Here is a 15031-nt window from a genome sequence, read left to right as displayed (position 1 = left end):
TCGTTTTGGTGAATGAATTAATGTTTGCGGTTGTTTTGTGACCGCTTTTGCATTGGCAAAGTACAAGCGCGGCCAAGAATTTCAGAATCGTGGTTAAAGCAGTTGGTCTTTCACATGACGAGCGAAACCAGCGCCAGCTTCATTGTAAATGTTATAGGCTTCGTTAACGCCAAGCGCTTTCAATTGCTCAAGTTCATCAACGTATTTGGCAATGGCGGCAACTTTGCCATTGAATCCCAATTGATTGATCTGCTCCATGGCCAAGGTGTTGGCTTGGCTGTTAGGCATGGCGAGTAGGATCAGCTCAATATGACGAGATGAGGTGACACGAGACCAAAAGTCGGGGTCAGTGGCATCACCATGAATAACATTCCTGCCGCATTCGCGATGATTGGCGACCGAATCCTCCCGCGCTTCAATGCCTAGCACTTTTTCTGGGTATTCTTGAGAAAGCTCATCATATGCCCCGCTGCCAATGCGTCCCATGCCGATAATAACGACGGAGGCATCACCGAGATTAATTAACTGATCGTTATGATGAATTTTCTCAGGCAATGGGTCAGGGAAGCGTTTTGATACCGCCCCGTATATCTTATGGCTGAATGTATTCAGCGGCGCTGCCAGCATAAAGGATAGAGATACAGCGATGGCGATGGCGACTAAGATACTGCCTGGCATGATGCCCATTTGGTAGGCGATGCCTCCCACAATTAAGCCAAATTCGCTGTAGTTAAACAGCGTGAGGGTGGCGAATAGTGAGGTGCGGACACGAAATTTGAAGCCATTGAATATGACGTAGTAGAGCAAGCCTTTGAGTGGCAGCAGCAACAACAGCAACAGTGCAATCATCAGCCCTTGCAAGGTCGGTTGTTCTGATAAGCCGATATTGAGGAAAAAGCACACCAGAAAGAGCTCTTTCAGGTTGAACAATGATTTGGCCATTTCAGACGCACGTGGGTGCGCAGCCATCATCATGCCCAAGATAAGTGCACCAAGGTCTGCTTTCACGCCGACGGCATCGAAAAACCCCGCCCCAGCGACCAATGCGAGGAATACGCCGTAAAGCACTAATACTTCACCGTGACCGACGCGATCCAATATTTTGAAGAACAATGGGCGAACCAATGGCAGTGCAAATAACAGCAAAGCTTCAATGCCCGGCACTTTCCCTGAAGCAATGGTCAGGAATATTACGGCGAAGATGTCCTGCATGATCAGGACACCAATGGCTAACGTACCGTAGGTGGCGTTCATTTCTCCTTTCTCTTGCAGAGCTTTAATGGCAAAAACGGTACTGGAGAAGGAGAGAGCAAAGGCTACGAGTACAATGTCATTTAGCGCAAGGCCGGCAAAGGCCGACAGTCCGACAGCTTTAAAGCCTAACAAGCAAAGTGAGAATAGCGCGGTTGTCATCACATTGTGCAGTGTGGCGCCAAACCAGATTTCTTTATTGAGCAGAGACTTAACGTCTAGTTTTAGGCCAATAGTAAACAGCAGCAAGGTGACACCCAAATCGGCGAGTGTCTGGATCAAGGGGGTAGAGGTAAATCCTGCCGCATGTAAGCCAAAACCCGCGATCAAGAAACCGACAAGTGGTGGCATGTGGCAGCGAAGCATTATAAAACCACTGAAAAATGCGACGGCAATAATAGCGAGATCCATGGGTATGATGTTTTCCTTGCGAAAGAATGACGCGTGTTAGCCCAAACCTGATAGGAAAGGTGGCCTAACCAACAGAAAATGATAAGAATTTAAACAGTATAATAAAACATAGGCAACACGGTTAACCAGTGTTGCCTATGAAGCAAAGCATAAAAACGCTCAATCTGAGCGCTCATTGTGTAACAGAGTTTTAGTCTTCGAGCAGTTTCTGAAGCAAGATGCCGTTTAGCATGGCGCGTTTAACCAAGGCAAATGCACCGAGTGTCGGTGTGGATGACAAGCTCGCAGCTACAACAGGAAGATTCTGGTGGAAAGCTCTCAGCGATTGGTTTTCTACGCAACGTTGAATGGCTGGGAATACCACGCTTTTTGCCTCGGTGATCTCTCCTGAAATGACGATTTGCTGAGGATTAAACAGGTTAATCGTCATGGCGATGGCTTTGCCTAAGTGATTACCGACCTTGACTAGCACCTGACGTGCTAGCTCATCACCAGCAACAGCGGCGCGGCAGATGTCAGAAACATTAAGGTCTTTTTTGCCTTGAAGCATACTCTCATGACCTTGAGCCAACAGTTGCTGCGCATGTTCAATAATGGCGGGGTTTGACGCAACCGTTTCTAGGCAGCCAAAGTTACCGCACTGGCATTTCTTGCCAAGTGGGTCGATTTGAATGTGCCCAATTTCGCCAACGTTACGGTTATAGCCCAAGAACACCTGACCGTTAACGATAATACCGGCGCCTGCCCCATTGTGAACACTAACGAGCAGGGTGTCGTAATAATTTTTACTCACCCCGAAATAATGTTCTGCCAATGCCTGACCGCGTGTGTCATTACCGATGTAACATTGCACACCAAATTCGTCACGAATTAAGTCACTTAACGGTAATTTGTCGATGGCAATATGTGGCATGTATTCGACGATACCTGTTTCGGCATCGACGAGGCCGGGTAGCGAAATCGCCACGGCAATCAGTTCTTTGACAATGTCTTGCTGGCTGGCGAGGAAGCTATGAAGGTGATAGAGAAGACCTTCAATGAGCGTCTCTTGATTAGGGTAATGGAACGGTTCGTCGTGCTCGGCCAGAGGCTTGCCCGACAAGTCGAACAGCGTGAGCTCGATGCGGTCACGGCCGAGTCGCACAGCAAGGGAATGGAAAGGGGCGCATTCGGTGGTCAGCGAGATGGCTCGTCGACCGCCTGTGGACGCTTGTTGCGCGACCTCTTTGATTAGGCCGCGCTCAAGCAACTGGCGGGTAATTTTGGTAACACTTGCTGGAGCAAGACTGCTCACATCAGCAATTTGGATTCGAGAAATCGGGCCTTGTTGGTCGATAAGTCGATAAACGGCGGCACCGTTCAACTGTTTAACCAGATCTACGTTACCAATTTGTCCGCCTGTCATAAATGTCCTAATTCAATGTATATTCGCCGTTAACTACAGTCGCTTTGACATTGAAATCGCGATCAAACACGGTCAGGTTAGCGACATATCCATTCTTGATAGCCCCTAGCTTGTTGTCCACGCCGATTGCTCGTGCTGGATACAAGGTTGCCATGCGGATCACTTCATCCAAAGCGATGCCTACATGTTCGACAGAGTTTTGTACTGCTTCAATCATGGTCAATGCCGAACCGCCAAGTGTGCCATTTTCATCAACACACTTACCATCTCGGTAATATACTTTCTTACCTACAAAAATAAAGTGATCCATGTCTGCTCCTGCAGGCGCTGCTGCATCAGTAACAAGAACCAGTTTCTCGCCTTTCAATTTGTGGGCAATGCGAATGTTTGCATAATCAACGTGGAAACCATCTGCAATCACACCCGTATAAACTTCCGGCGTGTCGTAGATAGCGCCAACCATACCTGGCTCACGACCCGCAATTGGCGTCATCGCATTGAACAGGTGAGTGGCAAAGGTGATACCCGCTTTAAAGCCTTGACGGGCTTCGACATAGCTTGCGTTGGTGTGGCCTGCTGATACTACAATACCCGCATCAGCCAGTTGACGAATATGCGCCGCTGGCGTTAGCTCAGGTGCCAGTGTCACTTTCGTTACTACGTCCGCATTGGCTGCAATGAAATCGATCATTGCGTCATCAGAGCGGCGAATGTAATCCACGCTATGAATGCCTTTTTTGGCAACGTTGAGGTATGGACCTTCAAGGTGCAGACCAAGAGCTTGATGCTGATATTTTGCTTGGTAGTCACGAATTGCACTGACTGACGCCTGCATGTCTTCGTCAGAAGACGTGATCAGTGTTGGCAAGAAGCTAGTACAGCCAGACTTCAGATTGGCCAAATGCATCGTGTGGATAGTGTCTGCAGTCACTTCGTCGTTGAACATCACACCGCCACAACCGTTAAGTTGTAGGTCGATGAAGCCAGGGCTCAGATATGCGCCGTCAAGTGAGCGAGTTTCAATGCCTTCTGGCAATTCACTTTCAGGACAAACGTTCTGGATCAGGCCACCATCAACGATGACAGCATGATTATCCAGCACTTCGCTACCAGTAAAAATTCGGCAGTTAATCAGTGCGTACATGAATACTTCCTTACCTTACAGGTTTTTGATGTTTTCAGCTTCTAGCTCATGGAAGTACTTCACTGTCTTCACCTTCAGTTCAGCGGTTGACGGTTCGTCACATACCATCAGTGCTTTAGGGTGCAGTTGAAGCGCAGAAACTGTCCATAGGTGGTTCACTGAACCCTCAACCGCGGCTTGCAGAGCAAGCGCTTTGTTGTGGCCAGTAACCAGAATCATCACTTCTTTTGCGTCAAGCAAGGTACCTACGCCAATAGTCAGTGCGTGTTTAGGTACTTGGTTGATGTCATTGTCAAAGAAACGAGAGTTAGCAATACGCGTATCTTCCGTCAAGGTTTTGATGCGAGTACGTGATGAAAGTGACGATGCTGGCTCGTTAAATGCGATGTGACCGTCGTTGCCAATGCCACCCATGAATAGGTTGATACGACCGTAAGATTTAATCTTCTCTTCGTAACGTTGGCATTCTGCTTCATGATCGTCAGTGTTGCCGTTCAGAAGGTTAATGTTTTCTTCTTTAATATCAATATGATTGAAGAAGTTATTGAACATAAAGCTGCGGTAAGATTCTGGATGATCTGCTGGGATACCACAGTACTCGTCCATGTTGAACGTGACGACGTTTTTAAAGCTTACTTCGCCCTGCTTATGAAGATTAATCAGTTGCTTATAGGTGTTCAGTGGGGTGCCACCAGTCGGCAAACCCAGAACAAACGGACGATCTTCAGTTGGAGCAAATTTGTTAATCTTATCAACAATATAGCGCGCTGACCAAAAGCCTACTTCATGTGCGGTTTGTAAAGGGATAAGTCTCACGGTACACCTCTTAATTAATTCAAATTCAGACTATACAGCATAGTGGATTTGTATCTTAGTTTTCATCATAAAATAAGTTTTATGATGGCGCTAGCAAAAAACAGGATCTCGTATCGTTTTGAGTGACAAAAATCACAATTGCACCTGTTTTAATTTGCGGGGCGAAATTAATGGAATAAACTCCACCTGACTCACATTGGATAGTAAAAAAAGTCCCATGTTGTCATTACAACTCTGAGAAAGAACCACTATAGGGGGAACACAGGTGAATATTCTCGGTTATTTCCAAAAAGTAGGTAAAGCGTTAATGGTACCCGTTGCCACGCTTCCTGCAGCTGCAATCCTAATGGGTATCGGCTACTTTATCGATCCGACCGGTTGGGGCGCAAACAGCGTTCTGGCGGCATTTTTGATCAAAGCAGGCGCTGCAATCATTGATAACATGTCTTGGCTGTTTGCTGTAGGTGTTGCCTATGGTATGTCTAAAGACAAAGACGGCGCTGCTGCGCTAGCCGGTCTGGTTGGTATGTACGTAGTGACTACGTTACTGTCGCCAGGTGCTGTTGCTCAAATTCAAAACATTGACCCAAGTGCTGTTCCAGCGGCTTTCGGTAAGATCCAGAACCAATTTGTTGGTATCTTGGTCGGTATCATGTCAGCGGAACTGTACAACCGTTTCTCACACGTAGAACTGCACAAAGCGTTGGCGTTCTTCTCTGGCAAGCGTCTGGTTCCAATCGTTACCTCTTTTGCTGCAATCATTGTTTCTTTCATCCTGATGTACGTTTGGCCAAGTGTTTATGGTGGTCTGGTTAGCTTCGGTGAAGGTATTCAAGGTATGGGCGAATTGGGTGCAGGTATCTATGCATTCTTTAACCGTCTTCTTATTCCTGTTGGTCTGCACCACGCTCTGAACTCAGTATTCTGGTTCGACGTTGCAGGCATTAACGATATTCCTAACTTCCTTGGTGGCGCTAAGTCCCTAGCTGAAGGTACTGCAACTGTTGGTGTAACAGGTATGTACCAAGCGGGCTTCTTCCCAATCATGATGTTTGGTCTGCCAGGTGCGGCACTAGCTATCTACCACACGGCTAAGCCTGAGAACAAAGAGAAAGTAGCATCTATCATGATCGCTGCTGGTTTCGCATCATTCTTTACCGGTGTGACTGAACCACTAGAATTCTCGTTCATGTTCTTAGCACCTGGTCTTTACGTGCTTCACGCATTGCTGACAGGTATCTCTGTATACATCGCTGCATCTATGCAGTGGATTGCAGGTTTCGGTTTCTCTGCAGGTCTTGTTGACTTGTTCTTGTCTACACGTAACCCGCTGGCTGTTAACTGGTACATGCTTATCGTTCAAGGTTTGGTATTCTTCGGTATCTACTACGCAGTATTCCGCACCGCGATCGTTAAGTTCAACCTGAAAACGCCTGGTCGTGAAGATCTAGATGACGACGCTGAATCAAATGGCGTTGAAGCATCTAAAGAGACCGGTATCCTGGCTCGCCAGTACCTGAAAGCACTAGGTGGTCACGACAACCTAACCACTATCGATGCATGTATTACTCGTCTTCGTCTGACTGTTAAAGATGGCGCTCAGATCGACGAGAAAACACTGAAAGCACTGGGTGCGATGGGTGTTGTTAAATTGGGCACCAATAACCTTCAGGTTATCTTGGGTCCATTGGCAGAAATTGTTGCTGGCGAAATGAAAAAAGTTGGCACAACTGAAGATTTGTCAGAAATCAAACTGCCTTAATTAAAATATACTGACTAAACAGTCAATATAGCCGGCCCTTAGCGGGGTCGGCTTTTTTTGGGCCGAATTCGGCCAAATCGTAGGGAAATACGTATATGAATAAGACATTTAAGATTGGATTCTTATCTGCAGCGGTTGCCGCCGGTCTTGCTGGTTGTGGCATTCTGCCTTCTGGCTCTGCACAACAAGCAACGGTTGATGCGTTGGCTTCTCAGTTGGACATAAGCTACAACATTCAGACCAACACTGGCGCTCAGGATGGTATGGCATGTCAGGAAATGGGTGCAGAGTGGGCATCTTGTAACAAGATCCTGATGACCGTGGTGAATGATGGTGAAGCAGTAACGGGTAACGATTGGAAAATCTACCTGCACAGCATTCGTGTCATCCTTGATGTTGAAAACGAAGACTTCACCATCAAGCACTTGACGGGTGACCTGTATGAACTGACGCCAACGGCGTCCTTCGTCGGTTTCGCGGCGGGTGAGAAAATTGAAATACCCCTAATTCAAGAGTACTGGACACTGTTTGAAACTGACTTCATGCCACGCGCCTATGTGGTTGTGGGAGATGCAGAGCCAAAAGTCATCAAGTCACTGAACACGGAAAACGTCGACGCATTTGTTGCTGAGATTGATGGTGACAAGTGGAAGCGTACACCAGAAGACAACAACATATTGGCGACCGCAGCCTCGCGCTTTGCAAAAAACAGCGATGTAGCGCAATTGTCGAATAGCGCGATTGAAGCATCTATTATCCCAACACCACTGAAAATCAAGCAAATGCGTGGCGCTCTGCATGTCACGTCTGGCTTTGCCGTGACGAACAATGCTCTAGATGCTGACCAATTGGCGGCATTTGAAGATCGTGCAGCGCTTTTGGGTGTCAACGTAGACGGTGATATCGCACTGAATATCAATGTTGATGCGAAAGCGTTTAGCGGCGAAGAAGCGGTATCGGGTGCTTACAAGCTAGCGGTGAATGCGGCCGGTGTTGATGTGCTTGGCTTTGACAGTGTAGGTGCATTCTACGGCTTGCAATCACTGATGGCACTGATGGACAAAGACGACAGTGGCATGCTGCCTTGGGTTGCGATTGAAGATGCACCTCGCTTTGATTACCGCGGTGTGATGGTTGATGTCGCGCGTAACTTCCATTCAAAAGAAGCGATGTTGCGTACCATTGATCAGATGGCAGCTTACAAGCTGAATAAACTACACCTTCACCTGACAGACGATGAGGGCTGGCGTCTAGAGATCCCTGGCTTGCCAGAGCTGACTGACGTAGGTGCAAACCGTTGTCACGATCTGTCTGAAACCTCATGTCTGCTGCCACAGTTGGGTTCGGGCCCAACAACTGAAAACTTCGGTTCAGGTTTCTTCTCTAAAGCCGATTACATGGAAATTCTGCGTCATGCGAAAGCACGCGGTATTGAAGTGATCCCAGAAATCGATATGCCAGCTCACTCACGTGCAGCCGTTGTTTCTATGGAAGCACGCTACACCAAGTATGTAGAGCAAGGCGATCTTGCCAAAGCAGAAGAGTTCCGTCTGATGGATCCTTTGGATACATCAAATGTGACGACGGTTCAGCTGTATGACAAGCGCAGCTTCATCAACCCATGCATGGATTCATCAGTGAACTTCGTGGACAAAGTGATCACCGAAGTTAAGGCCATGCACGCTGAAGCAGGCATGCCTCTGACGACCTGGCATTTTGGTGGTGACGAAGCGAAGAACATCAAGCTAAACGCCGGTTTCCAAGACTTGAATGCAGCAGAGCCTGTTTCTTGGAAAGGTAATATTGATTTAAGCCAAGAAGACAAGCCATTTGCGAAATCGCCTGTGTGTCAAAAAGCGATCGCAGAGGGCGTGGCAGAAGACTTCGGTCACCTACCAAGCTACTTTGCTGAGCGTGTAAGCAAAGTGGTTGCGGCACATGACATCCCTAACTTCCAAGCGTGGCAGGATGGCCTGAAGTACTCGAAAGATGCGTCAGCATTCGACACTGACAACGTTCGTGTTAACTTCTGGGACGTTCTGTACTGGGGCGGTGACGCATCAGCTTATGAGTGGGCGAGCAAGGGCTATGACGTGATCGTGTCAAACCCAGATTACGTTTACATGGACATGCCTTACGAGGTTGATCCAAAAGAACGAGGTTACTACTGGGCAACCCGTGCAACTGATACGCGTAAGATGTTCGGTTTCGCACCGGAAAACTTGCCACAAAATGCTGAAACGTCAGTCGACCGCGACGGCAATGGCTTCAACGGTAAAGGCACTGTGGAATCGAAAGGCATTCATGGTCTATCTGCTCAGCTTTGGAGCGAAACCGTGCGTACTGACGAACAGTACGAGTTCATGGTCTTCCCTCGTGTGATTGCAGCGGCAGAGCGCGCATGGCACAAAGCAGATTGGGAGTTGGATTACCAAGTAGGTAAAGCATACAGCCTTGATACCAACTATGTGAATAAAGACGCTCAGTTGCAAGACTGGACGCGCTTTGCAAACGTGATGGGTCAACGTGAAATGGCGAAACTGGACGCGGCGGGTATTCAATATCGCATCCCAGTCCCTGGCGCTGTGATTGAAGCAGGTAAACTGCACATGAACATCAGCATGCCTGGCCTGCCACTTCAGTACTCGGTAGACAGCGGTAAAACGTGGGCTGACTACGCAGCACCTGTTGCCATCTCTGACGCGAGCGATGTGAAAGTGCGTGCGCTGAGTGCCGATAAGCAACGTGAAGGTCGTGCAGTGTCGCTATAACGACACCTTGCGACGCAGAAGCCCGCTATATGCGGGCTTTTTTTCGTCTCGATGTTCTGTAGTGGTTGAGTAAATACCCGTGATCGTGGATCATTGGGCGTAATTTCATGTAGTTCTTCCTACGAGGTATTTTTTGATGAGTGAGTCTGAGGCTCGTCCAAGCAACTTTATCCGTCAAATCATAGACAAAGATTTGGCTGATGGTGTTCATAAGACAGTTCATACGCGTTTTCCGCCTGAGCCTAATGGGTATCTTCACATTGGGCACGCGAAGTCGATCTGTTTGAACTTTGGTATTGCTAAAGACTATCAAGGTCAATGTAATTTGCGTTTTGACGATACAAACCCAGAAAAAGAAGACATCGAATTTGTTGAATCCATCAAAAGCGATGTGAACTGGTTGGGTTTCCAATGGAGCGGTGAAGTCTGCTATTCGTCTGACTATTTCGATCGTCTGCATGGCTATGCGGTTGAATTGATCGAAAAAGGGTTGGCGTATGTGGAAGAGCTGAGTGCAGATGAAATCCGTGAATATCGCGGAACACTGACTGCGCCTGGCAAACACAGCCCATACCGTGACCGCACCGTAGAAGAAAACTTGGCACTGTTCGACAAAATGAAAAACGGTGAGTTCGCAGAAGGCAAAGCGTGTCTGCGTGCGAAAATTGATATGGCATCCTCGTTCATGGTAATGCGTGATCCGGTTCTATATCGTGTTCGCTTTGCACATCACCACCAAACGGGTGACAAGTGGTGCATCTACCCAATGTATGACTTCACGCATTGTATTTCTGATGCGCTTGAAGGCATTACACACAGCCTGTGTACGTTGGAGTTCCAAGATAATCGTCGTTTGTACGACTGGGTATTGGAAAACATCACTATTGATTGTCAACCACGCCAGTATGAGTTTAGCCGTCTGAATCTTGAATTCACCGTTATGTCTAAGCGTAAGCTGAGTCAGTTGGTGAGCGAGAAGTTGGTTAATGGTTGGGATGATCCGCGTATGCCAACGATCTCCGGGCTTCGTCGCCGTGGTTACACGCCTGCGTCTATTCGTGAATTCTGTAAGCGTATTGGTGTCACTAAGCAAGAAAATACGATTGAGATCGGTTCTCTTGAATCGTGTATTCGTGATGACTTGAACGACAATGCGCCGCGTGCAATGGCGGTTCTTGATCCCATCAAGCTAGTGATTGAAAACTTTGATGGTGACATCGAAACCTTGTCAGCGCCTAACCACCCGAACAAACCAGAAATGGGCGAGCGCACTGTGCCGTTTAGCCGTGAAATCTGGATTGAAGCTGAAGATTTCCGCGAAGAAGCGAACAAGAAATACAAGCGACTGGTTCTAGGTAAAGAAGTGCGTCTGCGTAATGCATACGTAGTGAAAGCAGAACGTTGTGAGAAAGATGCTGATGGCAAGATCACGACGGTTTATTGTACTTATGATCCAGAAACCTTGGGTAAAGACCCTGCTGACGGCCGCAAAGTTAAAGGTGTGATCCACTGGGTCTCTGCAGATGCAGGTTTGCCAGCTGAAATCCGTCTTTACGATCGTCTATTCACCGTGCCAAATCCAGGTGCTGCAGACGATTTTGCAGCAACAATCAATCCTGAGTCACTGACTGTGGTTCATGGCTTTGTTGAGCCAGGCTTAAAAACAGCAGCCGCTGAACAAGGCTATCAGTTTGAACGTATGGGTTACTTCTGTACGGATCGTAAAGACAGCACAGAAGATGCGTTGGTCTTTAACCGCACTGTGGGTCTTCGTGACACTTGGGCGAAAATTGACGGCTAATCATCAACTGTAAACAAAAAAACCGGGGCAGATGCTCCGGTTTTTTTATGCTTGTCATTTTATTTACGCTAACAAACACAGGCTGAAATGCTAAGTCTACTTAAGAGCGCGCATCATGAAGCGTTTCATCAGTCTTACAGTCACCTTCGATGCAATGACCATAGAGATATAAGCTATGGTTCGTTAGACGCACATTGAAGCGAGTTGCGATTTCTCTCTGGCGCTGCTCAATCACTTCGTCTGTGAATTCAATCACTTTTCCGCAATCTAAACAGACTAGATGATCATGGTGATGCTGAGTCGCAAGTTCAAATACTGACTTACCACCTTCAAAGTGGTGACGGGTTACAATCCCTGCATCATCAAATTGGTTAAGGACACGGTACACGGTGGCAAGGCCAATCTCCTCGCCAATATCAATTAATTTTTTATACAGGTCTTCGGCGCTGATGTGCTGACAGTCCGGCTGTTGCAGGACTTCTAGGATTTTTAATCGAGGCAAAGTGACTTTCAGTCCTGCGTCTTTCAGTGCCTTGTTATTATCTGACATCCGGTTCTTCCTACGTAATTGCTTTTCCCTGTGGAATTGTGAGAACGGGAAAAATTGTGTGTTAGCGTAACAAATGTGATAAGTCGCCGCCAGTGTCACGCGATAAATATCTGACCTAATTGGTTGGTTTTGTGGCTTGTTGTTGTTAAGTAAAAGTGGCACGATAAACTGGTTAGACCAGAAAAGGAACTACTGTGTATAAATACTACAAACCAGGGATCGTGAAGTTTGCGCTTAACTGCTGGCCACCGTTTTGGGGAGCTGGGATAAAAATCTTACAAATCAGCGATGACTTCCGTTTTGTGAAAATGCGTTTAAAACTGCGCTGGTGGAATAAAAATGCGAACCGCACCCAATACGGCGGCAGCATTTTTTCGATGACAGACCCGACTTACGCGCTGATGTTAATGGGCATCTTGGGCGAAAAATATTTTGTCTGGGATAAAGAAGCTGACATTAACTTCATTAAGCCAGGTTCGTCTGATCTATTCGCAGAGTTTGTGATTTCACAAGAAACGATCGCTTCAATTCAACATGCAACCGCCAATGGGGACAAGGTGTTTCCTGAATTTATCGTGAATGTAGTTGATGCGAGAGGGGAAGTGGTAAGCCGCGTCAGACGTGTGCTTTATGTGAGGAAGAAACCAAAGTATCGTGATGAATCGGAAAGTTAACTGGGCATAAAAAAACGCGCACAGGGCGCGTTTTTTTGCAGACGGGTAGAGGGGATTAACCTTCTAATTCCGCCAAACACATTTCTTCATGGATTTGTTTAACCCAAGTTTCAACACGCTGTGCAGTGAGTTCTGGTTGGCGGTCTTCATCAACACATAGGCCGACAAAGTGGCTGTCATCCACAAGCGCTTTTGACGCTTCAAACTCGTAGCCATCAGTTGGCCAATGACCAATGATAGTGCCGCCTTTAGTTTCAACGATGTCACGAACAGTGCCCATCGCATCACAGAAATACTCTGCGTAGTCTTCCTGATCACCACAGCCAAAAATCGCAACGAGTTTGGTTGAGAAATCAATTTGCTCAAGCTCTGGGAAAAAGTCATCCCAGTCACACTGTGCTTCACCGTAATACCATGTCGGGATACCTAGCAACAGCAGATCGAAGTTATCGATATCTTCTTTGCTGCTTTTAGCAATATCCTGAACGTGTACCAGTTGTTTACCCAGTTGTTTTTGAATCATCTTGGCGATAGCTTCAGTGTTACCTGTATCGCTGCCAAAGAAGAGACCTACGCTCGCCATAATAGAGAATACCTGTTTTCTGTTAGTCGAGATGCAATATACACATCCCAAATTCTAAAGTGTAGAAGAAGGATAAGCCTTCTTTCTGCTTTGGGTAACGCGCCGAACATCAACCGATGCCTGCGCCTTCCCAGAATAACTGGATTACGCCTTTGGTAATAAAACCTGCGCAACCTAAGAAAAGTACCAGCCAAACAATGCGTCGGCCAAAAGGCGGTACGTTTCCTTCATTCAAAACGTCCTTGATTGCCATGCCGATGAAGAAGAAAACTGCTGCAAAAAGCAGATCCAGTCCTATCTTTTCGAGCAATTCAAAGTGCTCGTACAGCATTTCCCTCTCCTTTTGGAACCTATTTCGTCGCGCACTATATCACAACTCGAACGCGTCTGTTAACGCCCTGACTTTGTTAAAAAGCGAGTGATCACACGCGCTACCGTGTCGGGTTTTTCGGCGTGCAACCAATGGCCTGTGTTTGCAATAACGTGTGCTTTTGCGTGAGGAAATTGGCGTTCAATGTCTTCACGGTGTTGCGCTGAAATGTAATCGGAATCTGCGCCTTTGAGAAATAGGGTGTCGCCGTCAAACTTCCCGTTGGCTGTCCAGCCAGTAATCTCACTGTAGTGTGTTTCTAATGCGTCAATGTTGAAGCGCCACTCAAACTGACCATTTTCATTTTTAGCCAAGGACTTAAGTAGAAACTGACGTACACCAGGCTCTTGAATATGTTCTGCTAATCGCACTTCTGCTTCTTTCCTGCTCGTGATTGGGGATTGCACTGAGGCATGTAAACCGGCAAAGACCGCGTCGTGGCGACGAACCTCATAGTTCACTGGTGCAATATCCATGACCACGAGTTGATCAACGAGACCGGGGTTGGTGATCGCTAGCATCATTGCCACCTTTCCGCCCATGGAGTGCCCAACGACCGAGACATGATCAAGATCTTGCTGAAACAAGAATTCTTTCACGGCATTGGCTTGCGAAAGATAGTCTACGTGTTCGGAGCGTGGCGACAGCCCATGGTTCGGCAAGTCAATCTGGTAGACCTGATAATGCTCAGCCAATACGCGAGCAAGCCCACCTAGGTTGTCCAGACTGCCAAAAAGTCCGTGGATCAACAGCAAAGGGCGTCCTTCTCCTTGGATCTTGTAGTTCAAAAACACCGTTCTTTTCTCTCAATATGAATCGTTTGCCGTAGAGTATACCTGCCTAACTCTGTATAATCGCCCTGTTGAATTGTAATTAGGACACGATGATCAAACGATGAAGACAATTGAGGTTGATGAAGAGCTATACCGGTACATTGCCAGCCAAACGCATCACATTGGTGAAAGTGCATCGGACATCCTGCGCCGCCTATTAATGGCACCGCAGATGGAGCAACAACCCGTTGCGACATTGACTCCCGCTAGTAAGCCCAAGGGAATTGTTGTCAGCAAAGATGCGGGAAAACACGACTCTGTAGATCGCGTTAAAGAAATGCGTTCATTGTTGATCTCTGACGAATTTGCAGCGCAAGAAAGAGCGATAGGACGCTTTATGCTCGTTTTGTCTACGCTCTATCGTATTGATGGACAAGCATTTTCTGAGGTTACGGCGTTGAAAGGTCGTACCCGTGTTTACTTCGCCGATAACGAGCAAACCTTGCTAGAAGGTGGCAAGACGACGAAGCCTAAGCATATTCCGAACACTCCATTTTGGGTGATCACGAACACAAATACAGGTCGTAAGCGCCAGATGGTTGAGCAGCTGATGACTAAGATGGGTTTTGCTAGCGACATTACTGAAAAAGTCGTTGGTGAAATCTAAAGCTATCGCGATAAATCACATCAAAATGCTTACTGCGAATAGATAAGATTGAA

General features: G+C 47.2%; 13 protein-coding genes. 5 read left to right on the top strand and 8 right to left on the bottom strand.

What is annotated here, in order from left to right; translation table 11 throughout:
• Positions 1 to 93 precede the first annotated feature (93 nt).
• The 4 genes from AB8599_RS10675 to nagB form a co-directional block, all read right to left on the bottom strand.
• The gene (locus tag AB8599_RS10675; protein ID WP_407330882.1) at positions 94 to 1662 is read right to left on the bottom strand and encodes a cation:proton antiporter; all 1569 of its coding nucleotides are present in this window, start codon (positions 1660 to 1662) and stop codon (positions 94 to 96) included.
• Between the two features lie 190 nt (positions 1663 to 1852).
• Positions 1853 to 3067 (bottom strand): ROK family protein, encoded by a 1215-nt coding sequence (locus tag AB8599_RS10670; protein WP_407330881.1) that lies wholly within the window; start codon positions 3065 to 3067, stop codon positions 1853 to 1855.
• A 7-nt stretch (positions 3068 to 3074) separates the two neighbouring features.
• Positions 3075 to 4211 carry an N-acetylglucosamine-6-phosphate deacetylase gene (gene nagA / locus AB8599_RS10665; protein ID WP_407330880.1) on the bottom strand — a complete coding sequence of 379 codons (1137 nt, stop codon included), beginning with the start codon at positions 4209 to 4211 and terminating at the stop codon, positions 3075 to 3077.
• A gap of 15 nt (positions 4212 to 4226) precedes the next feature.
• Positions 4227 to 5027, bottom strand: coding sequence for a glucosamine-6-phosphate deaminase (gene nagB / locus AB8599_RS10660; protein WP_407330879.1), 801 nt, complete (start codon positions 5025 to 5027; stop codon positions 4227 to 4229).
• A 265-nt stretch (positions 5028 to 5292) separates the two neighbouring features.
• Between nagB and nagE the strand changes: the two genes are divergently transcribed.
• From nagE to glnS, 3 genes are all read left to right on the top strand, one after another.
• Positions 5293 to 6789: an N-acetylglucosamine-specific PTS transporter subunit IIBC gene (gene nagE, locus AB8599_RS10655; protein ID WP_407330878.1), complete on the top strand. Its 1497-nt coding sequence runs from the start codon at positions 5293 to 5295 to the stop codon at positions 6787 to 6789.
• Positions 6790 to 6884: 95 nt separating this feature from the next.
• Positions 6885 to 9560 carry a beta-N-acetylhexosaminidase gene (locus tag AB8599_RS10650; protein WP_407330877.1) on the top strand — a complete coding sequence of 892 codons (2676 nt, stop codon included), beginning with the start codon at positions 6885 to 6887 and terminating at the stop codon, positions 9558 to 9560.
• A 136-nt stretch (positions 9561 to 9696) separates the two neighbouring features.
• Positions 9697 to 11361 (top strand): glutamine--tRNA ligase, encoded by a 1665-nt coding sequence (gene glnS, locus AB8599_RS10645; protein WP_407330876.1) that lies wholly within the window; start codon positions 9697 to 9699, stop codon positions 11359 to 11361.
• 100 nt (positions 11362 to 11461) lie between these two features.
• Here glnS and fur read toward each other — a convergent pair whose 3' ends face one another.
• Entirely contained in the window at positions 11462 to 11911 is a 450-nt protein-coding gene (gene fur, locus AB8599_RS10640; protein ID WP_407330875.1) for a ferric iron uptake transcriptional regulator, read from the bottom strand.
• A 194-nt stretch (positions 11912 to 12105) separates the two neighbouring features.
• On the opposite strand from fur, the gene AB8599_RS10635 reads away from it, so the two are divergent.
• On the top strand, positions 12106 to 12585 hold the full coding sequence (locus AB8599_RS10635) for a DUF4442 domain-containing protein (RefSeq protein ID WP_407330874.1): 480 nt from the start codon (positions 12106 to 12108) through the stop codon (positions 12583 to 12585).
• Positions 12586 to 12640: 55 nt separating this feature from the next.
• Here AB8599_RS10635 and fldA read toward each other — a convergent pair whose 3' ends face one another.
• The 3 genes from fldA to AB8599_RS10620 all read right to left on the bottom strand — a co-directional run bounded on the left by fldA (position 12641) and on the right by AB8599_RS10620 (position 14332).
• The gene (gene fldA, locus AB8599_RS10630; protein WP_407330873.1) at positions 12641 to 13168 is read right to left on the bottom strand and encodes a flavodoxin FldA; all 528 of its coding nucleotides are present in this window, start codon (positions 13166 to 13168) and stop codon (positions 12641 to 12643) included.
• A 109-nt stretch (positions 13169 to 13277) separates the two neighbouring features.
• Positions 13278 to 13499, bottom strand: coding sequence for a DUF2788 domain-containing protein (locus AB8599_RS10625; protein WP_407330872.1), 222 nt, complete (start codon positions 13497 to 13499; stop codon positions 13278 to 13280).
• 59 nt (positions 13500 to 13558) lie between these two features.
• Entirely contained in the window at positions 13559 to 14332 is a 774-nt protein-coding gene (locus tag AB8599_RS10620; protein ID WP_407330871.1) for an alpha/beta fold hydrolase, read from the bottom strand.
• Between the two features lie 100 nt (positions 14333 to 14432).
• On the opposite strand from AB8599_RS10620, the gene seqA reads away from it, so the two are divergent.
• On the top strand, positions 14433 to 14978 hold the full coding sequence (gene seqA, locus AB8599_RS10615) for a replication initiation negative regulator SeqA (RefSeq protein WP_407330870.1): 546 nt from the start codon (positions 14433 to 14435) through the stop codon (positions 14976 to 14978).
• Positions 14979 to 15031: the final 53 nt, after the last annotated feature.

Source organism: Enterovibrio litoreus, assembly GCF_045679545.1.
In the GTDB taxonomy this organism is placed as follows: Bacteria; Pseudomonadota; Gammaproteobacteria; order Enterobacterales; family Vibrionaceae; genus Enterovibrio.
The sequence above is the reverse complement of the archived record's forward strand: the minus strand, read 5'-3'. Positions and strand labels throughout refer to the sequence as shown.